This is a genomic window from Streptomyces sp. NPDC030820, from assembly GCF_055572075.1.
Window position 1 is genome coordinate 57,362 of record NZ_JBVIEB010000009.1, and the last position, 22,701, is coordinate 80,062.

General features: G+C 69.7%; 20 protein-coding genes. 4 read left to right on the forward strand and 16 right to left on the reverse strand.

Annotated features, from left to right (window positions below):
• Positions 1 to 2: 2 nt before the first annotated feature.
• From ACZ418_RS24850 to ACZ418_RS24880, 7 genes are all read right to left on the reverse strand, one after another.
• Complete coding sequence (locus tag ACZ418_RS24850; protein ID WP_468366692.1) at positions 3 to 851, reverse strand: GNAT family N-acetyltransferase; 849 nt, start codon at positions 849 to 851, stop codon at positions 3 to 5.
• Between the two features lie 86 nt (positions 852 to 937).
• Positions 938 to 1,378: a barstar family protein gene (locus ACZ418_RS24855; RefSeq protein ID WP_468366695.1), complete on the reverse strand. Its 441-nt coding sequence runs from the start codon at positions 1,376 to 1,378 to the stop codon at positions 938 to 940.
• A 237-nt stretch (positions 1,379 to 1,615) separates the two neighbouring features.
• Complete coding sequence (locus tag ACZ418_RS24860) at positions 1,616 to 1,876, reverse strand: hypothetical protein (RefSeq protein ID WP_451009514.1); 261 nt, start codon at positions 1,874 to 1,876, stop codon at positions 1,616 to 1,618.
• Positions 1,873 to 6,222, reverse strand: a complete 4,350-nt coding sequence (locus tag ACZ418_RS24865) for a DUF6531 domain-containing protein (protein WP_468366698.1) — start codon at positions 6,220 to 6,222, stop codon at positions 1,873 to 1,875. The genes ACZ418_RS24860 and ACZ418_RS24865 overlap by 4 nt, the downstream gene beginning before the upstream one ends.
• Positions 6,219 to 6,596: a WXG100 family type VII secretion target gene (locus tag ACZ418_RS24870; protein WP_468366701.1), complete on the reverse strand. Its 378-nt coding sequence runs from the start codon at positions 6,594 to 6,596 to the stop codon at positions 6,219 to 6,221. The genes ACZ418_RS24865 and ACZ418_RS24870 overlap by 4 nt, the downstream gene beginning before the upstream one ends.
• A gap of 104 nt (positions 6,597 to 6,700) precedes the next feature.
• Positions 6,701 to 6,898 (reverse strand): DUF397 domain-containing protein, encoded by a 198-nt coding sequence (locus ACZ418_RS24875; RefSeq protein ID WP_468366703.1) that lies wholly within the window; start codon positions 6,896 to 6,898, stop codon positions 6,701 to 6,703.
• A complete protein-coding gene (locus tag ACZ418_RS24880) occupies positions 6,895 to 7,749 on the reverse strand; it encodes a helix-turn-helix domain-containing protein (protein ID WP_468366706.1) in 855 nt (284 codons plus the stop codon). Before ACZ418_RS24880 ends, ACZ418_RS24875 begins: the two co-directional genes overlap by 4 nt.
• A 136-nt stretch (positions 7,750 to 7,885) precedes the next feature.
• Between ACZ418_RS24880 and ACZ418_RS24885 the strand changes: the two genes are divergently transcribed.
• Positions 7,886 to 8,305: an ATP-binding protein gene (locus tag ACZ418_RS24885; protein WP_468366707.1), complete on the forward strand. Its 420-nt coding sequence runs from the start codon at positions 7,886 to 7,888 to the stop codon at positions 8,303 to 8,305.
• A gap of 24 nt (positions 8,306 to 8,329) precedes the next feature.
• Here ACZ418_RS24885 and ispG read toward each other — a convergent pair whose 3' ends face one another.
• The 3 genes from ispG to dxr form a co-directional block, all read right to left on the reverse strand.
• Positions 8,330 to 9,487 carry a flavodoxin-dependent (E)-4-hydroxy-3-methylbut-2-enyl-diphosphate synthase gene (gene ispG / locus ACZ418_RS24890; RefSeq protein ID WP_468366709.1) on the reverse strand — a complete coding sequence of 386 codons (1,158 nt, stop codon included), beginning with the start codon at positions 9,485 to 9,487 and terminating at the stop codon, positions 8,330 to 8,332.
• Positions 9,488 to 9,657: 170 nt separating this feature from the next.
• Positions 9,658 to 10,962, reverse strand: a complete 1,305-nt coding sequence (locus tag ACZ418_RS24895) for a M50 family metallopeptidase (RefSeq protein ID WP_468366711.1) — start codon at positions 10,960 to 10,962, stop codon at positions 9,658 to 9,660.
• Entirely contained in the window at positions 10,959 to 12,230 is a 1,272-nt protein-coding gene (gene dxr, locus ACZ418_RS24900) for a 1-deoxy-D-xylulose-5-phosphate reductoisomerase (protein WP_468366714.1), read from the reverse strand. Before dxr ends, ACZ418_RS24895 begins: the two co-directional genes overlap by 4 nt.
• 280 nt (positions 12,231 to 12,510) lie before the next feature.
• On the opposite strand from dxr, the gene ACZ418_RS24905 reads away from it, so the two are divergent.
• Complete coding sequence (locus ACZ418_RS24905) at positions 12,511 to 12,978, forward strand: hypothetical protein (RefSeq protein ID WP_468366717.1); 468 nt, start codon at positions 12,511 to 12,513, stop codon at positions 12,976 to 12,978.
• Positions 12,979 to 13,019: 41 nt separating this feature from the next.
• On the opposite strand, the gene ACZ418_RS24910 is transcribed toward ACZ418_RS24905, so the two are convergent.
• The gene (locus ACZ418_RS24910; RefSeq protein WP_468366720.1) at positions 13,020 to 14,957 is read right to left on the reverse strand and encodes an acyl-CoA dehydrogenase family protein; all 1,938 of its coding nucleotides are present in this window, start codon (positions 14,955 to 14,957) and stop codon (positions 13,020 to 13,022) included.
• 322 nt (positions 14,958 to 15,279) lie between these two features.
• Between ACZ418_RS24910 and ACZ418_RS24915 the strand changes: the two genes are divergently transcribed.
• Both ACZ418_RS24915 and ACZ418_RS24920 read left to right on the forward strand, forming a co-directional pair.
• The gene (locus tag ACZ418_RS24915) at positions 15,280 to 16,293 is read left to right on the forward strand and encodes a LacI family DNA-binding transcriptional regulator (RefSeq protein WP_468366722.1); all 1,014 of its coding nucleotides are present in this window, start codon (positions 15,280 to 15,282) and stop codon (positions 16,291 to 16,293) included.
• Between the two features lie 83 nt (positions 16,294 to 16,376).
• Positions 16,377 to 16,844, forward strand: a complete 468-nt coding sequence (locus ACZ418_RS24920) for a hypothetical protein (protein WP_468366725.1) — start codon at positions 16,377 to 16,379, stop codon at positions 16,842 to 16,844.
• Between the two features lie 66 nt (positions 16,845 to 16,910).
• Here ACZ418_RS24920 and ACZ418_RS24925 read toward each other — a convergent pair whose 3' ends face one another.
• From ACZ418_RS24925 to ACZ418_RS24945, 5 genes are all read right to left on the reverse strand, one after another.
• Positions 16,911 to 17,531, reverse strand: a complete 621-nt coding sequence (locus tag ACZ418_RS24925) for a chorismate mutase (RefSeq protein ID WP_468367392.1) — start codon at positions 17,529 to 17,531, stop codon at positions 16,911 to 16,913.
• Positions 17,532 to 17,560: 29 nt separating this feature from the next.
• A complete protein-coding gene (locus ACZ418_RS24930) occupies positions 17,561 to 17,746 on the reverse strand; it encodes a hypothetical protein (RefSeq protein ID WP_468367427.1) in 186 nt (61 codons plus the stop codon).
• A gap of 122 nt (positions 17,747 to 17,868) precedes the next feature.
• The gene (locus ACZ418_RS24935; RefSeq protein ID WP_468366727.1) at positions 17,869 to 19,230 is read right to left on the reverse strand and encodes a S53 family peptidase; all 1,362 of its coding nucleotides are present in this window, start codon (positions 19,228 to 19,230) and stop codon (positions 17,869 to 17,871) included.
• Positions 19,231 to 19,479: 249 nt separating this feature from the next.
• Positions 19,480 to 20,925, reverse strand: coding sequence for an aldehyde dehydrogenase family protein (locus tag ACZ418_RS24940; protein WP_468366729.1), 1,446 nt, complete (start codon positions 20,923 to 20,925; stop codon positions 19,480 to 19,482).
• Positions 20,926 to 21,075: 150 nt separating this feature from the next.
• Complete coding sequence (locus tag ACZ418_RS24945; protein WP_468366732.1) at positions 21,076 to 22,692, reverse strand: PucR family transcriptional regulator; 1,617 nt, start codon at positions 22,690 to 22,692, stop codon at positions 21,076 to 21,078.
• Between the last annotated feature and the right edge of the window lie 9 nt (positions 22,693 to 22,701).

Consider the following 22,701-nt stretch of genomic DNA (forward strand, 5'->3'; position numbering starts at 1 on the left):
GTTCAGAACAGGACGCTCATGAAGGCGCCTACCTCCTGGAAGCCCACGCGTCGGTACGTCCTTCTCGCCGCCGTGTTGAAGTCGTTCACGTACAGGCTGACGACCGGGGCCACGTCGGCGAGGGCATAGCGCAGGACCGCCGCCATGCCGGGGGTGGCCAGGCCCCTCCCCCGGTACTCGGGGGCCACCCAGACGCCCTGGATCTGGCAGGCCTGGCTGGTCGCCGCGCCGATCTCCGCCTTGAAGACGACCTTGCCGTGCTCGTCGAGGCGGGCGAAGGAGCGGCCGGAGCCGACGAGTTCGGCGACGCGGGCCTGGTAGAGCAGGCCGCCGTCACCGGCCATCGGCGATACGCCGACCTCCTCGGTGAACATCGCCACGCAGGCCGGCATGATCGTCTCCATCTCGTCCTTGCGGACGCGGCGGACATAGGGGTCCGGGGCGATGCCGGCGGGCATGCGGTCGGTGACCATCAGGGGCTGGTGCGCGCGGACCTCGCGGGCGGGGCCCCAGTGGGGCTCCAGCAGGCGCCACAGCAAGGCGGTGGCTTCGGCGGGCCCGACGATCGAGGAGCAGCGGCGGCCGGCCCGTCTCGCCCGGTCCGCGAAGGCGCGGACGGCGCGCGGGGTGGCGCAGACCGGGACCAGGTTGGCGCCCGCGTAGCACAGGGACGTGAGCATGCCGTCCTCGTACCAGCCCCACATCTCGCCGCCGAGCCGCCAGGGGTCGAGGCCCGCGACCTGCACCCGGGAGGTCACGAAGGCGTTCGCGACCGGCTCGCGGCCGAGGATGGCGAGCGCGGCGTCAAGGTCGCTCGGTTCGAGCACCCGTGAGGTGGTCTGGGTCAACACGTGCGGGGCCTCACCCTGGGGTTCTGCTGGTCCCGGCACTGTACCTCGTGCGATTGTGCGGCGCCTCGGGGTGAGGAAAGGGGGACCTACCTGCGAGGAAGCTCTCGGCTCAGCTCCTCCTGGACCTCTGGCTGGACCTTGGGCCGGATCTCGGGTGGGCACAGCACCACGACGCCGAAGGTGATCTTCTCGTGTCCCGGCAGCTCAGGTTTCCCCGCCCAGAACGTCACGGCGTCGTCCAGGGCGCGCCAGAGGATCCCGCGCTCCTCCGGGGCTTCCGAGAGAACGGCATCGGCGTCATCGATGGTGACGAGGAAGTGTGCGGCCTTGAGACAGTGGAGATCGCACAGGCAGTCCCGCAGGGCGTCCCAGTTCCAGCCGAAGTAGCCGGGGAGGCGCAGCGCCTCGTGGAACTGGGTGAATACTCCGTCGGAGTCGCGCATCGCCTGGCCCTGCATTCGGGCCGAGTGGATCAGGCCGGTGGGGGCCGTTTTTGCGGACCAGCCGCAGTTCGTGCTGGGTTCCATGGTCGCCGCCCCATGGACCATTGACTCGGGCGGTGCCGCAGCTTGATGCAATTCGTGGGCCCTGCCTGACCGACCCATGGAATTACACGTCACCCCGTACACGGTTCCGTGCGCGAGCAAGTGAATATTCGTTCGAGCCCGTGTCAGCCCGGTTCGGAATCGTCTCTCAGTCTTTGCCTCGCGTCGCAGGAGATCCGAATGAGGGACGGTCAGGCAGCTAGCCGCAGGTGGAGCAGGTCATGCGTCAATGCCCCGGAGCCGCCGCGCGATGTCGATGTCCCGCTGGAGTGCGCTGAGCCGGGGCGGCTCTCGGCTGGCGTCGAGGACGACGACATGCAGCCGATCTCCGACCTGGGGTGGTGCGGTGCTTTGATCCCACCAGGAAGGATGCTTCACCTGATCGATGAATCCGGTCTCACCGCCGGCGTCGACCTTTGCCCCCACAGGGGCCACCGCGACCACGGTCACGTCAAGCTCCTGATGATTGCGGAACGTCATTTCGGTCCTCCGAATATGGAAACCCAACTGCGCCCCCGGGTCAGCTCGTTGAACCGATCCAGCTTCTCCACCGGAATTTCGAACTCCAGGCGAGGCGCCCCATTGGGGCCGTTGTAGTCGTGAATCTTCGCATGCTCGCCGAATTCCTCAAGGAACGACGGATCCATGTCGTATTTAACCATCCCCTTGGCGAAGTTGGCGCCTGTCGGCCCGGCGTACTCCGCTGCGACGGCCCGTTCACCAAAGTAGATCTTCCCGTCGGACATGATGCCGCCGCCGATGTCCACCCCAGGCTGGTGGTTGGCCGGATTCGGGCCGTTAGCGAGTTCGTATTCCGCATGCGCTCCCTTCGGGGTCCGGTAGATCGCAATGTAGTCCGGCGCCAGCCCCAGGTAGTCCGTCCACGACAGGGGGTTTGGCACATACGTAGAGGCGTTGGGCGCCGGTGCGAGGCCGAGGGGGTCGGGGGTGAGGTACCGGGCGGTTTCAGGGTCGTAGTGCCGGAAGTAGTTGTAGTGCAGGCCGGTCTCGGGGTCGTAGTACTGGCCCGGGAAGCGTAGGGGCGTGTAGGTGGTGCTGGTTGCTGCCCACGCCGTTGTGCCCCAGAGGGTGCTTCGGGTGCGCCAGGCTATGTCGCCCTGCTCGTCTATGAGTTCGTTGGGGGTGCCGACGAGGTCGGTGACGATGGCGAAGAAGCGGGAGTCGATCTCCTCTTGGGGCGCATCTGCCGCTGTGATGCGTTCCGTCTGAGCGATGGGGCGGAGGCCCTGGTGGTCCCAGGTGAGGGTGACCGGGTTGGGAAGGGACGAAGAGGTTGTCGTCTGTTCGCAGAGGGTGGTGCCGTCCCAGGTGAAGTCCACCCTTTCCAGCACCGTTTCGCCGTCCTCGGCCAGGCGGAGTTTCGCTGTGCGGCGGCCCAGGGGGTCGTAGGTGTAGCGCCAGCGGATGCCATCTGGAGTCACCACCGACGTGAGGCGGTCCTCGGCGCCCCACTCGTATCGCCAGGTGTCCGGCTTCCTCGACAGGCGGGTTTTCTGGCGGAGGGTGATGCGGCCGAGGGCGTCGTGTTCGTAGCGGACGTTGCCGGCTCGGGTGATGCGGGTGCCTGTATAGGTGCGGGGGCCCGTTGCCTCCGTGCCCGGGTGGTTCGTCGGCCAGCTTGCCTCGGTCTGGTTGCCTGCCTCGTCGTAGGCATAGCGTTCCGTCCAGTTCGCCGCGTGGACCGCCGTCACTCTGCCCGTCGCGTCCAGGTCGAAGCGGCGGGTGCCGGAGAGGTGGTCGTCTACGGCGGTCAGGTTGCCGTCGGCGCGGTAGGTATACGCCCTGCTTTGCAGCATGCGGCCCTGTGTGCCGGTCACCGACTGGGTGGTCAGGCGGCCAAGGGGGTCGAAGGTGTGGGCCAGGGTGATGGTTTCGCCTATGTGGCGGGTCAGTTCGCGGCCCGCCTCGTCATAGGCGAAGTCGATCGTGCGGCCGTTGGTGGTCAGTTGGGTGCGGTTGCCCGCAGCGTCGTACGACCACGTGGAGACGGCACCTGTCGGTGTCGTGCGGCCGGTGCGGCGGCCCAGGATGTCGTAGGCGTACGTCACCGTACGGCCGTTGACCGTCTCGGAGTGCAGGCGGCCGTAGCGGTCGCGCAGCAGGCTCAGTGTGGTGCCGTCCGGGCCCGTGGCCTGAGCGAGGTTGTCGGTGAAGTCGTAGGCGTAGGTGGTGACGGCGCCTGCCGCGTTCTTCGTGGTGATGCGGCCCAGGGCGTCGCGCTCGAAGGTCGTCACCTCGCCGAGGGCGTTCCGGCGTGAGGTCAGGCGGCCCGCCGGGTCGTATTCGTACGTCAGCGTGCGGTCGTCGAAGTCCGTCTCCGACAGCAGGTGGCCGGCCGGGTCGTAGGCGTACTCCCACGTCAGGCCCTGGGGGTTCGTCACCCTCGTCAGGCGCAGTTCCGCGTCGTGCGCGAATTCGTAGCGGACGCCGTCCGGGCCCGTGCGGGCCGACAGGAGATCGAAGTGGGTGTACTCGAAGTGGGTGACGCCGCCGATCGGGTCGGTGTGGCTGGTGCAGTTGCCCTCGCCGTCGTACGTCCAGCTCTCCGTCGTGCCGTCGGGGGCCGTACGGCGGGCCAGGTGGCCTTCCACCGTCCATTCCAGGTGGGTCGTCGCGCCGGTGGGGTCCGTGATCGCGATCGGGCGGCCGAAGGCGTCCCGGGCGTAGCGGGTGACCGCGCCGAGTGGGTCGGTGACCTCGATCGGCAGGCCCGCGCGGTTGCAGAGCACCCTGGTCGTGTGGCCCAGCGGGTCCGTGACCGATGTCAGGTGGCCGGCCTCGTTGTACGCAAACCGGGTCGCCTGGGACGCCGGGTCCGTCATCGACGTGCGGTTGCCCCGCTCGTCGTACGTACGGCGGTGTGTGTTGCCGTCGGTGCCCGTCACCTTCACCGGCAGGCCCAGGTCGTTGTACTCCGCCCTCGCCTCGCGGCCGTCCGGGCGGATGACCGAGATCAGGTTGCCCTCGTCGTCGTAGCGGAACGTCGTCGTGTGGCCCAACGGGTCCGTGACGGAGAGCAGGCGGTTGTAGCGGTCGCGGGTGAAGTGCGTCGCCGCGCCCAGTGGGTCTATCTCCGTGACGACCTGGCTGCTGGCATTGATCAGGTAGCGGCGGGTGTGGCCCTCGCCCGTCACCGTCGTGGTGACGCGGTGGCCAGTCGCCGGGTCCGTCTCGTCGTACGACAGGCGCAGGGCCATGTGGCCGTGGGAGCCGCTCTCGGCGATGCAGCGGTCCCGGTCGTCGTACTCGTAGGTGTAGCTGCGGTTGTTCGTGTCCGTCCAGGACACCACCCGGGCGCGGGCGTCGTAGCCGAAACGCAGGGGCAGGCCCGAGGAGTTGATGACCTCCGTGAGGTGGCCCTCGGGTGAGTAGCCGTACCGCTTGATCTCCTGGTCCGTGCCGTCCGGGGCCGCGCCCGCCAGGTGCAGGGCCGTGACCCGGTCGTCGGCTGTCGTGATCTTCAGGCGGTAGCCGCCGGAGGAGACGATCGCCAGCGGGGTGCCCTCGGCGTCGTACTCGAAGGTCAGCCAGTTGCCGTTGCGGTCGTCTATCTGTTCCAGGACCGCCCGGTCCTCGCCCTGGTCGGCGAAGTGCCACACCCGGCCCGAGCGGGGATCGGTGACCGTGTAGCCGCCGTCCACCCGGGCCAGCGGCCAGCGGTTGCTGCCGTGGGTGGGGAGCGTGGGGGCGCTGGGCTGGGGGTGGGGGTAGGTCAGGAGGAGGCCGTCCTCCGTGACGAAGATGACGCCCTCGGCGTCAATCGCCAGGTGCTGGTCGACCGTGGAGGACCAGGAAGGACCGAACCAGTGCCCCAGGCGGTAGCCGGACTCCACGCGGCGGGTGAAGACCAGGGGCAGGGCGCCGGGGAGTACGACATCGGTCTGCGGCAGGTACATCTTGCCGGTGACCAGGTCGACCGGGTCGGTGTTGTCGTCCTGGACCTTGTTGCCTGGGTTCTCCGCCGTGCCCTCGGGGTCCTCGCCCGCGGCCTGGCGGGCCGTGCTCCGCGCGTCGCTCGCGGCCACGTCACCCAGCCCGTCCAGCTCGCTGGGCAGCGCGCGGGCACCGGGGATCGAGATGCCGTCGAAGAGGGCTCCGAAGCCGCCCGCCTCGCCGGCGACCTTGGCCATGGCGCCGGCGCCGCCGAACATGCCGCCGAACACCATCCCGGACGTCGCCGCGTCGCTCGCCTCGTCCAGGCTGAAGCCCTTGCTCTCGCCGGTGGCGATGGCGACCGGCTGGCTGACCGCCAGGTCCACGGTCACCGACTCGACGCCACCGATCGCGGCCGTGGCCAGGGTCGTGCCGGCGATCGTGGCGATCTCAGTTGAGACCTCGATGCCCAGGGTCCCGGCCAGTTCCACGATGCCCGCCGTGGCCGCCGCTGCCGCGCCCTCGGAGATACCGGCCGTGAAGATGGCCAGCGCGGTACCCGCGACGATCGTCGCGCCCACGATCTCCAGCTCGTGTTCCAGGCGCTTGACCGCCTTGTGCACCGCGTCGGCGTACTTGTCCAGCGCCTGGGCCATGTCCCGGGCGGCGTCGGCCATGTCCTTCAGCCAGCCGTGGCCGTTGTAGTAGTAGCGGCGCCAGAACGGGTCGTCGAAGGCGGAGATCGCCTCGCCCTTGTTGTCCTCGATGATGTGCCGGGCCGTCTTGTTCGCCGCGGACAGCACGTTCTCGATGTCGTCGGCGAAGGCCCGCCAGGCCTTGGCCGCCTCCCGCAGCCCGTGCTCGTCGGCGGCCGGCCACCACATGCCGGTCAGGTCCTGGACGATCTCCTTCGCCTTGTCCGCCGCGCTCACTTGGCCTGACCCCCGCCCTGCCCGTGGCCCTGCACATGGATCCGGCTGAACATCGAGCGGACCAGTTGTTCGTTGTCGATGTGACCGTCCGCCATGTCGCTCATCGCCTCATGGATGCTGGCCAGGCCCTGGGCGAGGATGTCCGCCGCGTGCTCGATCTTCGTGACGTTCGGGCCGTAGGCGTTGTGGAACTCCTTGCCCTGCTTGTCGTCGCCCCACGGCGAACCCGCCGCCGCCAGCGCCGTCTTGAGCTTGTTCAGCGCCTTGGTGAGATCCTGGCTGTGCGTCTGGAAATGCGGAGCCGTCTGCTTCAGATCAGCGATCTTGATGTCGAGTATCTTGCCGTCGCCGCCGCTGCCGCCCTGGTCGCCCATGGTGCCGCGTCCCTCCCCGTCAGCCTGCACATCAGCCCGAAAACACTAGTAGGCAAGACGAGTTCGCAATCGGGAGCGGCACCAAAGGGGCAGTAAAGTTCCGATCAATCTTGCACAAGACCGAGGAACGCCTGCCAGACAGCGGGGGGCAGGGCGAGGGTGGGGGCCGTGGCGGGGTTCTGCTTGGAGTCCCGTACGTGGATGGTGGTGGGGCTGGTGGCGACCTCTACGCATTCGCCGCCCTCGCCGTCGCTGTAGCTGCTCTTGAACCACACCAACTCGGTCGGCTCTTCGACGTTCATGTCTCTCCCAGCAACTTCTCTACGAGGGCCAGTGATTCGCGCGGGGACAGGGCCTGCGCCCGGAGGAGACCGTACCGCTCCTCCAGTTCCCTGACCGTCGAGCGATCGATGAAGAGGCGGCTGCTCTTGTATGCCTCCACGTACGCGATCCTGCGCCCTTTCGTCGTCTCGATCAAGGTGAATCGTCCGGAGAGGGCCGCATGCTCCTCGCGAGCGTCCGGCATTACCTGGATCTCCACGTTGGCCCGTTGACCGATGAGCAGGATCTGCTCCAACTGGCCCCGCACTACCTCCCGTCCACCCAGCCCTTTCCGCAGAACCGCCTCTTCCATCACGAAGCTGATGGTGGGCATCGGCTTCCGCCCGAAGATCTCCTGACGAGCCAACCGGGCCGTCACACGCTGTTCGATTGTCGCCTCATCCAGCGGGGGACGCCGGACGGTGAAGACCGCCCGCGCGTAGTCCTCGGTCTGAAGCAGACCGGGCACGGTCTGCACGGCGAAGAAGTGCAACGCGACAGCCTTCTTCTCCAGCGCCGCCGCATCTTGGAAGAACGCCGGGTACTGCGCCTTCTCCATCTCCTCGATGAAATCGACCAGCACGCCGTTCGCACCCAGCACTTCATCGGCGTGCCTGATGAACCTCGCCGATGGAATGCGCCTCCCCTGCTCGAACGACGCGATGGTCGCCGCCGAGTACCCGGTACGGGAACCGAGTTCGGCGCGTTCCATGCCCGCCTGAGTCCGCAGCCGCTTCAACAACCGGCCAAAGATGAGCGGAACGGCCGAATCGGGCCCGGACTCGCCCTCCGGCTCCGTCACTTCAGGTTCTGCCTGTACTTCCTCGCTCACATACACCCCCAATGCCCTCGCGCCACCGTCGGTCACGGCGCGCCCGTGTACAGCGGCACCCCGCGCTCGTACAACGCGTGTTGGTCAAGGTGCGGCCGCTGTTCAACGTTACTGAGCGTGCGCGAACGTAAGCGACATGAAGTCGGAAATCTCCACCCGCGAATTCGCCATGCGCTTCACCTCCACCCCACGCGGCGCACGCCTCGCCCGGCGGCTCGTCTCGCTCCGGCTGGACGAGTGGGGGCACGCCTACGACGGCCCCGTGAACGAAGCCGTCACACTGATCGCCGCCGAACTCGTGGCGAATGCGGTCCGGCACGGGCACGTCCCCGGGCGGGACTTCCGTCTCCGGCTCACCGAGTCGTCCGGCACCCTGCGCCTGGAGGTCTCCGACACCCGTACCGAGCGGTTGCCCGAGCTGCGGGTCCCGACCGGCGAGTCCGGGCGGGGGCTGCTGCTGGTCGAGGCGCTCGCCGACAAGTGGGGCGTCACGCCGCTACAGCCCGGCAAATCCGTCTGGGCGGAGGTACGGCTGAGTCCCGCCACCCAGCGGTGACGGGACTCGCGAAAGCCGAAAAGATCAGCCGGCCACGGACACCGACGGCTCGCCGGAGGCCACGCCGTCCTTCTCCATCTGCTCGGCCAGCTTCATGGCCTCCTCGATGAGGGTCTCCACGATCTTGGACTCGGGGACGGTCTTGATGACCTCGCCCTTGACGAAGATCTGGCCCTTGCCGTTGCCGGAGGCGACACCGAGGTCGGCCTCGCGGGCCTCGCCCGGGCCGTTCACCACGCACCCCATCACCGCGACCCTGAGCGGCACCTCCATGCCGTCCAGGCCCGCCGTGACCTCCTCCGCGAGCTTGTACACGTCGACCTGGGCCCGGCCGCAGGACGGGCAGGACACGATCTCCAGGCCGCGCTGGCGCAGGCCCAGCGACTGCAGGATCTGGAGGCCGACCTTGACCTCCTCGACGGGCGGGGCCGACAGGGACACGCGGATGGTGTCGCCGATGCCCTGCGAGAGCAGCGCGCCGAACGCCACCGCCGACTTGATCGTGCCCTGGAACGCCGGGCCCGCCTCCGTCACGCCGAGGTGGAGGGGGTACTCGCACTGCTCGGCGAGCTGGCGGTAGGCCTCGATCATCACGACCGGGTCGTTGTGCTTGACGGAGATCTTGATGTCGCGGAAGTCGTGCTCCTCGAAGAGGGACGCCTCCCACAGCGCCGACTCGACCAGCGCCTCCGGCGTCGCCTTGCCGTACTTCTGGAGCAGGCGCTTGTCCAGGGAGCCGGCGTTCACGCCGATGCGGATCGGGGTGCCGTGGTCCTTGGCGGCCTTGGCGATCTCCTTGACCTTGTCGTCGAACTGCTTGATGTTGCCGGGGTTCACACGGACCGCCGCGCAACCTGCCTCGATCGCCGCGAAGACGTACTTGGGCTGGAAGTGGATGTCCGCGATCACCGGGATCTGGGACTTGCGCGCGATGGTCGCGAGGGCGTCCGCGTCGTCCTGGGTCGGGCAGGCCACGCGGACGATCTGGCAGCCGGACGCCGTCAGCTCGGCGATCTGCTGGAGGGTGGCGCCGATGTCCGACGTACGGGTCGTGGTCATCGACTGGACCGAGACGGGCGCGTCTCCGCCGACCGCCACGCTTCCGACCTGGATCTGCCGGCTCTTCCGGCGCTCGGCGAGCTTGGTCGGAACGGACGGCATGCCGAGAGAAATCGCAGTCATCTGCTGTGCAACCCCAAGTCGTGGATCAAGGTCCGGTCCCGTCTACGGGCGGGCTCCAGGCTTCGAGATTACGGTACGGCCCCAGGCGCCAGCACATCCCACCCGGTAAACACACCCGATGGAAGGCGGCCCGGAACACAGGCTTCCGGGCCGCCCCCAACGGCGTATGGCTAAGAGATCTTGACCGGGTTAACGACATCCGCCACCAGGACCAAGATCGTAAAGCAGACGAAGATCCCGGCCACCACATACGCCACCGGCATCAGCTTCGCCACGTCGAACGGACCGGGGTCCGGGCGGCGCAGCACCCGCGCCACGTTCCTCCGCAGGGCCTCCCACAGGGCGCCCGCGATGTGTCCGCCGTCGAGCGGGAGCAGCGGGAGCATGTTGAACAGGAACAGGGAGAGGTTGAAGCCGGCGAGCAGCATCACGAACATCTCCACCTGCTGGGAGGCGGGGATGTTGAGGGTGGCGATGTCGCCGGTGATGCGGGCCGCGCCGATGATGCCGACCGGGGAGTCCGGCTGGCGTGGGGCGTTGCCGAAGGCGGCGTCCCACAGGGCCGGGATCTTGGCGGGCAGGGCGGCGAGGGAGTCGACGGCGTCGCCGACCCGGTCGGTCATCCAGGTCACGGACTGGCCGACGTCCTTGTGGACGACGCCGGTGGCGGCGCTGAAGCCGAGGAAGCCGGCCTTGACGTACTTGCCCTGGACGTACTGGCCGCTGGAGTCCTTCTTGGCGACCAGGTTGGTGGCGATCTTGGCGTGCAGGGTGACCTGCTTGCCGTCGCGCTGGACGACGATCGGGACGGTCTTGCCGGCGCTGTCCCGGATCAGGTCCGAGAGGGTGTTCCAGTCCTGGGTCGGCTTGCCGTCGAAGGAGACGATCTTGTCGCGCTTCTTCATGCCGGCGGCCTCGGCCGGGGACGCCGGGTCGGACTTCTTGCAGCTGTCGCGGTTCTCGCTCTGGGAGATGACGCAGGGCGAGACGGAGGCGACGGTGGTGGTCTGTTCCTGGATGCCGAAGCCCATGAGCACGGTGAAGAACAGGGCGATCGCGAGGATCAGGTTCATGAACGGGCCCGCGAACATGACGATCACGCGCTTCCAGGGCTTGCGCGTGTAGAACATGCGGGTCTCGTCGCCGGGCTGGAGCTCCTCGAAGGCCGCCGAGCGGGCGTCCTCGATCATGCCGCGCCAGGGGGAGGTGGAGCGGGCGGAGACGCGGCCCTGGTCGTCGGGCGGGAACATGCCGATCATGCGGATGTAGCCGCCGAGCGGGACCGCCTTGATGCCGTACTCGGTCTCGCCCTTCTTCCGCGACCAGATGGTCGGGCCGAAGCCGACCATGTACTGCGGCACGCGGATGCCGAAGAGTTTGGCCGTGGACAGGTGCCCCAGCTCGTGCCACGCGATCGAGACGAGCAGGCCGACCGCGAAGACCAGTATGCCGAGGATGAACATCAAGGTCGTCATGCACGCGCCTCCGCGGTCGCCGTCGTGGCTGTGAGTTCGCGGGCCCGGGCGCGGGCCCAGGCCTCCGCTTCGAGGACGTCCGACACGGTGAGTGAAGTTCCCGCGGCCGGGGTGCCGTGCTCCTCGACCACCCGGGTGACGGTCTCCATGATGCCGTTGAAGGGCAGTGCGCCGTTGCGGAAGGCCTCGACGCACTCCTCGTTGGCCGCATTGAACACCGCGGGGGCCGTGCCCGCGAGCTGCCCCACGTGCCGGGCGAGGTTCACCGAGGGGAAGGCCTCGTTGTCCAGCGGGAAGAACTCCCAGGTGGAGGCCTTGCTCCAGTCGAAGGCGGGCGCCGCGTCGGGGACGCGTTCGGGCCAGCCCAGACCGATGGCGATGGGCCCGCGCATGTCGGGGGGCGTCGCCTGGGCGATCGTGGATCCGTCGGTGAACTCGACCATCGAGTGGACATACGACTGGGGGTGCACGACCACCTCAATGCGGTCGAAGGGAATGTCGTAGAGGAGGTGTGCCTCGATGACCTCCAGGCCCTTGTTGACGAGGGTCGCGGAGTTGATCGTGATCACCGGGCCCATCGCCCAGGTGGGGTGGGCGAGGGCGTCCTCGACGGTCACCTGGGCCAGGTCGGCCCTCGTACGGCCGCGGAAGGGGCCGCCGGACGCCGTGACGACAAGCTTGCGTACATCGGCCCTCGTCCCGCTGGCCAGCGCCTGGAAGAGGGCCGCGTGCTCGGAGTCGACCGGGATGATCTGTCCCGGCTTGGCGAGCGCCTTGACCAGCGGTCCGCCGACGATCAGGGACTCCTTGTTGGCGAGCGCCAGGGTGCGGCCGGCCTCCAGGGCGGCGAGGGTGGGCGCTAGGCCGATGGAGCCGGTGATGCCGTTCAGCACGGTGTGGCAGTCGGAGGCGGCGACCTGGGTGGCTGCGTCCGGTCCGGCAAGGATCTCGGGCAGCGGCTCGCCGGGGCCGTACTCGGCGGCGAGCGCCTCGCGCAGGGCGGGTACGACGTCCTCGCGGGCGACCGCGACGGTCCGGACCCGCAGTCGGCGGGCCTGCTCGGCGAGGAGGGCGATGCGGCCGCCGTTCGCGGACAGGGCGGTGACCCGGAACCGGTCGGGGTGGCGCAGCACGAGGTCGATGGCCTGGGTGCCGATGGATCCGGTGGAGCCGAGGATCACCACGTCCTTGGGGCCGTCGCCCGCGAGGGGGTCGTAGACGAGGTGGGGATCGGCGAGGGGTGCCGGATGGGCGGGGCTGTCGGTCATCCCCCCATTGTTGCCCCAACCGGTGACGGCACGGACACGGCGTCCCTCGCGCGGGTGTGTCAGTACTTTTCGTCATTGTTTGCGATGGTTTTCGGATATGTGGCCACCGTGAAGATCGCGATCCAGTCAATCGGACCCGACCATCGGGTCCAACCAATCGGGCCCATCCAATCGGACCCATCCATGGGAAATCGCGCGCACGCGGTGGCCGTCAATGGCATCCTTCCGGTGCAGCCCGTCTTGGAGGGCGAAAAGGGGGAGTACCACCATCATGAATCGCATGCGCGCGACCGCGGCCGTGCTGGCCACTGCCGGAATGCTGACTGCTGCTCAACTCGGTCTCGCCGGAGCGGCGTCGGCCGCCACGCAGACGCCGCAGAGTTCCGGTTGCCCGATCAATCTGGTTTATCCGAGCAGCTTCTACATCGACTCGCACGGCTGGGTCACCAACGGGGGTCTGTACTTCGGGATCAAGAACAAGAGCACGACGAAGAGCTTCAAGAGGGTCAGCTTCACGGTCACCGACGTCAAGAACATCCGCTTCGGCTCGGCCAGGGCCACGGGTGGCAAGGTCACCCACAAGACGTCGAAGACGGTGACCGTCTACACGGGGACGCTGAACAAGAAGGCGAGCCTCGGGGTGAAGGTGCAGACGCATCTGCTCAACACCCACACGTACAAGGTGAAGTTCACCCTGCACGGCTCGGGCTGGACCTGCGCCGTGGACCAGGGCACCTGGGGCAACTGACCGGCCCCAGGCGCCCGGTCGGCAGGCGGGAGGGCGGCGGCTCAGTCCCCGAAGGGGCGGCGTTCGCTCTCCCGCTTGGACGCTCCGGGGGTCGCGTCGGCGATCCATGGGCCGTCTCCGGACGGGTCGACGACGCCTTCCTCCAGCCAGGTGTAGGAACCGCCGAGCACGCCCTTGACCACCTCGCGGTCGAGGGCGTCGGTGTTGGTCCACAGCCGGTCGAAGAGTTCCTCGACGCGGATGCGGGACTGCCGGCAGAAGGCGTCGGCGAGTTGGTAGGCCTCGCGGCCGTGTTCGCCCCGGCTGCGCAGCAGCTCGGCCCGGACGCAGGCCGCGCTCATCGCGAACAGTTCGGCGCCGATGTCCACGATCCGTCCGAGGAAGCCCTGCTTGGTCTCCATCCGGCCCTGCCAGCGGGACATGGCGTAGAAGGTGGAGCGGGCCAGCTTGCGGGCGGTGCGCTCGACGTAGCGCAGATGCCCGGACAGATCGATGCCGTGTTTGAACTGGCCGTAGGACGTGGGGAGTTGACCGGGTCCGGCGACCAGCTTGGGCAGCCACTTGGCGTAGAAGACGCTCGCGTTGGCGCCCGCCTTCGCCTTGTCGGACAGGGACTTGTCGGGGTCGATGAGGTCACCGGCGACCGAGAGGTGGGCGTCGACGGCCTCGCGGGCGATCAGCAGGTGCATGATCTCCGTGGAGCCCTCGAAGATGCGGTTGATGCGCAGGTCGCGCAGGATCTGCTCGGCCGGGACGCCCCGCTCGCCGCGCGCCTTCAGCGACTCGGCGGTCTCGTAGCCGCGGCCGCCGCGGATCTGGACCAGTTCGTCGGCCATCTTCCAGGCCATCTCGGAGCCGTAGAGCTTGGCGAGGGCGGCCTCGATGCGGATGTCGTTGCGGTCCTCGTCGGCCATCTGGGAGGACAGGTCGAGTACGGCTTCCAGGGCGAAGGTCGTCGCCGCGATGAAGCTGATCTTGGAGCCGACGGCCTCGTGCAGCGCGACCGGTTTGCCCCACTGCTCGCGCTCCGCCGACCATTCGCGGGCGATCTTCAGACACCACTTGCCGGCGCCCGCGCACATCGCCGGCAGTGAGAGCCGGCCGGTGTTGAGGGTGGTGAGCGCGATCTTCAGGCCCGCGCCCTCCGGGCCGATCCGGTTGCCGGCCGGGACCCGGACCTGGTGGAAGCGGGTGACGCCGTTCTCGATGCCGCGCAGGCCCATGAAGGCGTTGCGGTTCTCGACGGTGACGCCCTCGGCGGTCGCCTCCACGACGAACGCGGTGATGCCGCCCTTGTGTCCTTCCGACTTCGGCACGCGTGCCATGACGACGAGCAGGTCGGCGACCACCCCGTTGGTGGTCCACAGTTTCACTCCGTCGAGTACGTAGTCGTCGCCGTCCGGTACGGCCGTGGTGGCGAGGCGGGCCGGGTCGGAGCCGACGTCCGGCTCGGTGAGCAGGAAGGCGGAGATGTCGGTGCGGGCGCAGCGGGGCAGGAAGGCGTCCTTCTGCTCCTGAGTGCCGAAGATCTTCAGCGGCTGGGGAACGCCGATCGACTGGTGGGCGGAGAGCAGGGCGCCGACGGCGGGGCTGGCGGAGCCGACCAGGGCGAGGGCCTTGTTGTAGTAAAGCTGGGTGAGGCCGAGACCGCCGTACTTGGGGTCGATCTTCATGCCGAGGGCGCCGAGTTCCTTCAGGCCGGTCACGACCTCGTCGGGGATGCGGGCCTCGCGCTCGATGCGGGCGGAGTCGATCGTGGACTCGCAGAACGCGCGCAGCTTGGCGAGGAACTCCTCGCCGCGCCGGACGCTGTCGGGGTCCGGGAGCGGATGGGGGTGGATGAGGTCGAGCCGGAAGCGCCCGAGGAACAGTTCCTTGGCGAAGCTGGGCTTGTGCCAGTCCTGCTGCCGGGCGGCCTCCGCCACCTGACGGGCCTCGCGCTCGGTGACGTTGGTGCGTGACTTGGTGGGGGCGGACATTGAGGCTCACCTCGCCGCGAAGAGGGACGAATTGGACCGTTCGTTACCGACCAGTGCTACTGGATCGTTGGTACCCGAAACGGGCCGACCTCACCACCCCTCGCGCGTCCATCCGGCCGAAAGCCGGGCCGGGGACCCGTCGCGCGGGTGTGTACTGGTTCTCCGCAGCGCGCCTCTCACGCCCGCCCGGGAAAAGCCGTCGAAGCGCTTCGATGGCCTATGGACACCCCACCCCGGCTGAGGCTAGTGTCAATCTCACCCTCACTCACCCCCATCAGCAATGCGCGGTCAGTCGAAGCGCTTCACAAGGCTTGGAGCACGGATGGTCACCCTCGCCGAGGTCGCCCAGCACGCCGGAGTCTCGGCGAGCACGGTGAGCTATGTCCTCAGCGGCAAGCGGTCCATCTCCGCCACCACCCGGCAGCGGGTCGAGCAGAGCATCCGGGAGCTGGGCTACCACCCGAACGCCGGCGCCCGCGCCCTGGCCGGCAAGCGGTCCAACATCATCGCGCTGATGGTCCCGCTGCGCACCGACATGTATGTGCCGGTGATGATGGAGATCGCCATCGCGGTGGCCACCACGGCCCGCAACCACGGCTACGACGTCCTGCTGCTCACCGGAGAGGAGGGCCCCGACGCGGTGCGCCGGGTGACCGGCAGCGGTCTCGCCGACGCGATGATCCTGATGGACGTCGAGCTGGAGGACGAGCGGCTGCCGCTGCTCAGGCAGACGGACCAGCCCTCGGTGCTGATCGGGCTGCCCGCCGACACAGCGGGGCTGACCTGCGTGGATCTGGACTGGACGGCGACCGGCGCGCTGTGCGTGGAGCACCTGGCGGGGCTCGGTCACCGTGACATCGCTGTCATAGGCGAGGCCCCGGCCGTCTACGAGCGGCACACCGGTTTCGCCGAGCGCACCCTGGACGGACTGCGCTCCCGGGCCCGCGAGGCGGGCGTACGGGTGCTGCACCGCCCGTGCGACGGCGGCTACGACGCGATGGCCGTGACCCTGGCCCGGATCCTCGACGAGCGCCCGGCGACGAGCGGGTTCGTGGTGCAGAACGAGTCGGCGGTGGAGCCGCTGCTCGCGCTGCTGCGCCAGCAGGGCCGGGCCGTGCCGGAGGACGTGTCCGTGGTCGCGATCTGCCCGGACCAGGTCGCCGTGCAGGCCTCGGTGCGGCTGACCTCGGTCGCCATCCCGGCGCAGGAGATGGGCCGGTACGCGGTCGAGCATCTGGTGGCCAAGCTGGACGGGCGGGGCGGCGACGAGGTCGTGCTGCTCGCGCCCGAGCTGACGGTACGGGCGAGTTCGGGACCGGCGCCGGCCGCGTCCTGACCGCACCCTCCCCATGCTCCGGTGCGTCCGGGGCGCCCCTCTGCCTGGCTTGTCCCTGTCCCGCACTCCTTCAGGAGCATGCAGTGAATCAGCCTGCCGCCACACAGCCCAAGGTCTCGCTCGCCCGGTCCTCCCCCACCACCGGCACCTTCCGTGAGCGGGACGGGGCGCTGGAGTGGAGCGGCCGTCAGGAGACGGTGCGGATCGAGCCGTGGGGTCCGGACGCGGTCCGGGTGCGCGCCCGGCTCGGCGGCCCGGTGCTGGACGGGCTGCCGGGCGCCCTGCTCGACCCCGCGCCCGCCCAGCACGCCACGGTCGGGATCGCAGACGGCGCGGCGCGGCTGACGGTCGGCGCGCTGACCGTCGAGGTGAGCGCCGAGGGCCTGCTCCGCTTTCTGCGCACCGAGGACTACCTTCCGGCGGTGGCGCGCTGGACGGACGCGTGGACGGGTGAGACGTACGAGGGCGGTACGGCGGTGACGGTGGACGCGCCCCTGGACCGCATCCCGCTGTTCCTGCGGGACGGGGCGCAGCTGCCGATCGCACAGTGAGGAGCGAGTGAGCGCGGGCAGGGAGCCGGTTCCGGCGTGGGCCCGGCCCCCTGTCGTCCTGGTGGGTCAGTCGGCGCAGACCGACCGCAGGGACCGGGCCAGCGCCTTGGTGTGCAGGTGGTCCAGGTCCTGGTCGTGGCGCACCTGAAGGGCCGCCAGGACGAGTTCCGGACGACAGGTGAGAGCCGTACGGTCCGCCGTCGTGTCGGCGATGGCCTGGACGAGGGCCGTGTTGATGCGGTTGATCCGCTGGCGGACCACGCTCAGGTCGGGCCGGGTGGTGGGGGCCTGCTCCGGGTGGTCGGTCCAGAGCTGGAACAGGCCGCGCTGCACGAGTTTGTTCGCCTCGATCTGGTCGCGGAAGATCGTCCGGACCTCGTCGGGGTCGGCACCGAGCTGTACGGCCTGGGCGGCCACGGAGTCGAGAACCTGCTGCTCGCGGGCGGGGTCGTCGATGGGGCTGTCGGTGCCCCATTTCGCGGCGGCCACCAGGTCGGCGGTGGCCAGCCGCTCGGCGGACAGCTCGGCGACGGGGTGCAGGGCACTCGGGTCGGGGACCGACGCGGTGTACGCCGGGGCGGCGGGCCGGGAAGCGGGAGCCGCGACCGCGGTCGCCGTCGTGGTGAGCAGGACGGCCGCGGTCGCGACGGTGGCCAGCAGCGGGCGCAGGGCGGTGGTGATTCGCATGTCCACCATCAAACCGCACCCCGGCCGGGTCAACTGCTGCTGACGGTCTGGCTGTTGACCGTGAAGTCCAGTCCGCCGGAGGACGAGGTGATCTCGAAGCCGAACTGGAGGTCACCGCCGGCGGCTACGCCTACACCACCCTGGGCGCCGGCCTCGTCGTCGATGGTGTGCACGACGTCCGCCTCAGGCTGCGCGGCCCGCTGCGGCTCGCGCACGTCGGTTTCTCCGGTTGAGGAGTCCGGAGGAGACCGACGACAGGAAGGAGCCCGGCACCGAAAGGCAGCGGTGCCGGGCCCCTTCTGCAGGACGTGTTCAGCCTGTGCGGAAACGGCTTCCGTCAGTGCTTGGCGGCGAAAGCCTGCACGAGGCGCAGGGCGTCCAGCGTGCCCACGCCGGTGGCCATGTCGTAGCCGTTGACGGCCTTGTAGCCCTTGACGCCCTCGTAGCTGTTGTCGGTGCCGTCGTTGACGTCGACGATGCCCGGGTTCTTGTGCTTCAGCAGGGTGTACAGGGCCGGGTTGATGTCGCCCAGGCGGTGGCCGGCCGCCTGGTCGGCGAGGGCCACGATGCCCGAGAACAGCGGGCTGGCCTCGCTGGTGCCGCCGGAGACGTCCCAGCCGGTGGCGGTCGGGTCGTAGCTGGAGTACACCCAGGCACCGCCGTTGACCGCGGCGGCCATGGAGATGTCCGGGGTGCCGCGACGGGTCCCGACGACGTTCTTCACCCCGTCCTGGAAGGACGGGCGGGTGAACACGTGGGACTGACCGCCGCCGCTCGCGCCGTAGTCGTTGTAGACGCTGTCCGGCTTGACGCGCTCGCCCTTGTCGTTCAGGTGGAGCTGGGTGCCGCCGATGGAGGTGACCAGCGGGTCGGACGACGGCCAGGAGTTGACGCGCTTGTTGTAGTACGTCTTGCCGTCCAGCTTCATGTCGGTGGCGCCGCCGTCGCCGGAGGAGGCGAGCACGGTCACCTTCTTGCGCTGCGCGGCCTCGAAGGCGTACCGGAGCTTCTTGATGCTGGAGAAGTCGCCCTTGCCGAAGCCCGGGAAGGTGTTCTCCGTGGCGCCGAAGCTCTGGCTGATGACGTCGCCGACCCCGTGGTCGATCAGGGACTTCTCGGCGGACATCATCTCCGGCAGACCGGTGGTGCCTTCGGTCTCGGAGACCGCCGTCTCCACCAGGACGATCTTCGCGCCGGGCGCGACGGCGTGGGCCATCTCGACGTCCAGCGTGGTCTCGCCGGCCCAGCCGGTCATGTCGGAGTTCTTGGGGTCGAACTTCGGGACGTTACCCCACTTGACGACCTTGACCTTGGTGCTGGGCAGCCCGAACTGCTTGCTGTAGACGTCCAGATCGTGCTGGACGGTCGGGGACCCGAAGGAGTCGACGATGACGATCGTACGACCCTTGCCGGTGATGCCCTTCTTGTACAGCGGGTTGAGGTTGTACGCCGTCCTGTACTGGAGCGGGTTGTAGCAGTTGATGTGCCATTTCGCCTGGCACTGGGCGATGGGAAGGGGGCTGGCCACGCCGTGGACCAGGGTGTGCCCCGTGATGGCCGGCTGCGCGAAGGTGTGCGGTACGCCGGCGGGCGCGGCGGTGGTGACGCCGGCCGAGGAGATGGTCGCCAGTCCTGCGGCGACGAGTGCGGCGGTGGCGGCGGACGCCGCGAGGCCGCGCCCGGTTCGGGCTATGTGCATGTGGTCCCCTGAGAGATCCTGAGACGTCCTGGACAGGACGAACCTGAGTAGGACGAAGTGGTCAGGCGCATCCCATCGGGTGAGTCATGGACAGAACAAGACTTAGGGCAGGACTCTTGAACCGCCGATGCCGAATCCTTTACCAGGGGCGGGAAACAAGGGCAGGAGACGAGGGGCGGAAAACGTGAACGGCCGGTGCCCCCGCACAGTGGGCACCGGCCGTTCCGTTTCCGACCCGTCCGTGGCAGGTCAGAGCGCGAGGCCGGTCAGGACCAGCACGCGCTCGTAGGTGTAGTCCTCCATCGCGAACCGCACGCCTTCGCGGCCCACGCCGGACTGCTTGGCGCCGCCGTACGGCATCTGGTCGGCGCGGTAGGACGGGACGTCGCCGATCACCACGCCGCCGACCTCGAGGGCGCGGTGGGCGCGGAAGGCGACCTGCAGGTCGTGGGTGAACACGCCCGCCTGGAGGCCGTACTTGGAGTTGTTGACCGCGGCGAAGGCTGCCGCCTCGCCGTCCACCTTCTGCACGGTGAGGACGGGCCCGAAGACCTCCTCACAGGCGAGGGTGACGTCCGCCGGTACGTCGGTGAGGACGGTCGGCGCGTACGAGGCACCGTCGCGGTCGCCGCCGGTGAGCAGCGTGGCGCCGGCCTCGACCGCCTCCTTCACCCAGGACTCCACGCGCTTGGCGGCGTCCTCGCTGACCAGCGGGCCGACGTCCGTCTTGGCGTCGGACGGGTCACCGGTGACCTGGGCCTCGACGGCGGCGACGATACGCGGCAGCAGGCGGTCGTAGACGGAGGCGTCGGCGATCACGCGCTGCACGGAGATGCAGGACTGGCCGCCCTGGTAGTTGGAGAAGGTCGCGATGCGGGTCGCGGCCCAGTCCAGGTCCTCGTCGCTCGCGAAGTCGGCCAGCACGACGGCCGCGCCGTTGCCGCCCAGCTCCAGCGTGCAGTGCTTGCGCGGCACCGAGTCCATGATCGCGTAGCCGACCTTGTCGGAACCGGTGAAGGAGATCACCGGCAGGCGCTCGTCCTGGACCAGGGCGGGCATGCGGTCGTTCGGGACCGGCAGGACCGACCAGGAACCGGCCGGCAGGTCGGTCTCGGCCAGCAGCTCGCCCAGGATCAGGCCGGAGAGCGGGGTGGCCGGGGCGGGCTTGAGCACGATCGGCGCGCCGACGGCGATCGCCGGGGCGACCTTGTGCGCGCACAGGTTCAGCGGGAAGTTGAACGGCGCGATGCCGAGCACGACACCCTTCGGGAAGCGACGGGTCAGCGCCAGCCGGCCCTGGCCGCCGGCGTCGGTGTCCAGCCGCTGGGCCTCGCCGCCGTTGAACCGCCGGGCCTCCTCGGCGGCGAAGCGGAACACGGAAACGGCGCGACCGACTTCCCCTCGGGCCCACTTGATGGGCTTGCCGTTCTCGGCGGAGATCAGCTGGGCGATCTCCTCGGTGCGCTCGGCCAGCCGCTTGCTGACGTGGTCGAGGGCGGCGGCGCGCACGTGGGCCGGGGTGGCGGCGAACTCGTCCCGCACGGCGTACGCGGCGGCCACGGCCTCCTCGACCTGGGCGTCGCTCGGCACGCTGACCTTGCCGACGAGCCGGCCGTCCCACGGGGACGTGACGTCGAAGGTGTCCTCGCCGGTGACCTGGCGGCCGGCGAGCCAGAAGGCGTGGGTGGAAGTCATGTGTCGATTCCCGGCCCTTCCGCGTTGGAGGTGTGCTTGGCTTTCGCGGTCAACGGTAGGGCGGGGGCGGCCGGGGGTCGCTTGTCCGAGTCGTAGCAGTGGGCAGACCCGGCACTACTGTTTGGACTACTCGGCGCTGATCTGCCGGCACTACTCGGGGCTGGTCGCCTTCAGGGCCAGCCACAGCTCCATGCGGACGTCGGGATCGTCCAGGGAACGCCCGAGGATCTCCTCGACCCGCCGCATCCGGTAGCGGAGCGTGTGCCGGTGCACCCCCAGGTCGGCGGCCGCCGCGTCCCACTGCCCGTGCCGCGACAGCCACGCCCGCAGCGAGGCGACCAGATCCCCGCGCCCCGTCGCGTCGTGCTCGTGCAGCGCCCGCAGCAAACCGTCGGCGAACGCCTTCACCGCGTCGTCGGCCAGCAACGGCAGCACGGACCCCGCGGCCAGCTGCTCGTGCTCCACCAGCACCCGCCCCCGCCGCCGCGCCACCGACAGCGCCTGCTCGGCCTGCTTGTAGGCCGCCGCGGCGGCGATCGGCCCGGCGGGCGCGGACAGTCCGACGACCAGCTCCTCCTCGTCACCCCCGGCCTGCTCGGGCACCGCCCGCGCCGCCTCCAGCGCCGCCGCGTGACTCGTGCAGGCGGCCACCGCCGCGCCTCCGTCGGCGGCGAGCACCACCAGCCGCTCCCCCTCGGGCACGACCAGCACGGCCTCGCCGGAGCGCGCGGCGGCGGACTCCACGCTCTCCGTCAGCCCGCCCAGCGGATCACCGCCGGTGCCGGCGGCGGGTGCGGGGGCGTGCGCCCGGGCGGCGGATCCCGGCACCGACTCGGCGACGAGCATCCGGAACGGCGCGTCGAGCAGGCCGCCGTACAGGTCGCCGGCGACGGCCCGGGCGTGGTCGGGCTCTCCGGCGAGGAGCATGCGCAGCACCGCCGTGCCGATGCGCTGTTCGGCCGCGTGCAGGGATCGGGAACGTTCGGTGGTGAGGGTGAGCAGGGCGATGGCGGAGTGCACGGCGTAGCGCTCGGCGGTGCCGAGGGCGGCGGCGGTACCGACGGCGAGCGCGGCCCGTGGCCGCCTCCCCGTCCCCAGGGAGTGCAGTTCGACCCGGTCCTCGTGTTCGGGTCCGCCGACGACGGACGACGCCGGTGCGGGCCGCTCCCGCAACCGCTCGACGTCCGCCGTCAGCCGGGCGGCACGCCGGCCGGCCCACTCGGGCGCGGCGGCGACGACGGAGCCGGAGGCGTCGTACAGGGCGGCCCATCCGTCGACCTGCCCGGCGAGCGCGCCGAGCAGCCCCTCGGGGCCGGCGTTGAGGGCCTGCTTGGTCAGCTCACGCTGCGCGGCGAACCCTGCCGTGACGGCCCGGTACTGATCGGCGGCGATGGCGGCGGACACGGCCTTGCTGATGGCGAGGAAGGGGGTGCGGCGGGGGACCTCCAGCAGCGGCAGCCCTTCCTGCCGGCAGGCGTCGACGAGGGCCGCCGGGATCTCCTCGTAATTGACCCCGACGGCGAACCCGAGCCCCACGACCCCGGCCCCGGCCAGCCGCTTCACATACCGCCGCATGGCCTCCGGGTCCTCGGCGTCCAGCTTGAGCGCGGTGATCAGCAGCAGCTCACCGCCCTCCATGTACGGCACGGGGTCGGCCAGCTCGCTGACGTGGGCCCAGCGGACGGGCACGTCGAGACGGTCCTCGCCCGCGCGCACGGTCAGCTTCAGCGCGGAGTGGTGGACGAGCGAGGCGAGGGTGGGGGGCATGAGGCCTTC

Coding starts and splice junctions, on each gene's coding strand:
- ACZ418_RS24855 (WP_468366695.1), bottom strand. CDS start 1,378: ATGGAACCCAGCACGAACTGCGGCTGGTCCGCAAAAACGGCCCCCACC.
- ACZ418_RS24860 (WP_451009514.1), bottom strand. CDS start 1,876: ATGACGTTCCGCAATCATCAGGAGCTTGACGTGACCGTGGTCGCGGTG.
- ACZ418_RS24905 (WP_468366717.1), top strand. CDS start 12,511: ATGCGCGCGACCGCGGCCGTGCTGGCCACTGCCGGAATGCTGACTGCT.
- ACZ418_RS24910 (WP_468366720.1), bottom strand. CDS start 14,957: ATGTCCGCCCCCACCAAGTCACGCACCAACGTCACCGAGCGCGAGGCC.
- ACZ418_RS24925 (WP_468367392.1), bottom strand. CDS start 17,531: ATGCGAATCACCACCGCCCTGCGCCCGCTGCTGGCCACCGTCGCGACC.
- ACZ418_RS24945 (WP_468366732.1), bottom strand. CDS start 22,692: ATGCCCCCCACCCTCGCCTCGCTCGTCCACCACTCCGCGCTGAAGCTG.
- ACZ418_RS24940 (WP_468366729.1), bottom strand. CDS start 20,925: ATGACTTCCACCCACGCCTTCTGGCTCGCCGGCCGCCAGGTCACCGGC.
- ACZ418_RS24870 (WP_468366701.1), bottom strand. CDS start 6,596: ATGGGCGACCAGGGCGGCAGCGGCGGCGACGGCAAGATACTCGACATC.
- ACZ418_RS24915 (WP_468366722.1), top strand. CDS start 15,280: ATGGTCACCCTCGCCGAGGTCGCCCAGCACGCCGGAGTCTCGGCGAGC.
- ACZ418_RS24875 (WP_468366703.1), bottom strand. CDS start 6,898: ATGAACGTCGAAGAGCCGACCGAGTTGGTGTGGTTCAAGAGCAGCTAC.
- ACZ418_RS24885 (WP_468366707.1), top strand. CDS start 7,886: ATGAAGTCGGAAATCTCCACCCGCGAATTCGCCATGCGCTTCACCTCC.
- ACZ418_RS24935 (WP_468366727.1), bottom strand. CDS start 19,230: ATGCACATAGCCCGAACCGGGCGCGGCCTCGCGGCGTCCGCCGCCACC.
- ispG (WP_468366709.1), bottom strand. CDS start 9,487: ATGACTGCGATTTCTCTCGGCATGCCGTCCGTTCCGACCAAGCTCGCC.
- dxr (WP_468366714.1), bottom strand. CDS start 12,230: ATGACCGACAGCCCCGCCCATCCGGCACCCCTCGCCGATCCCCACCTC.
- ACZ418_RS24895 (WP_468366711.1), bottom strand. CDS start 10,962: ATGACGACCTTGATGTTCATCCTCGGCATACTGGTCTTCGCGGTCGGC.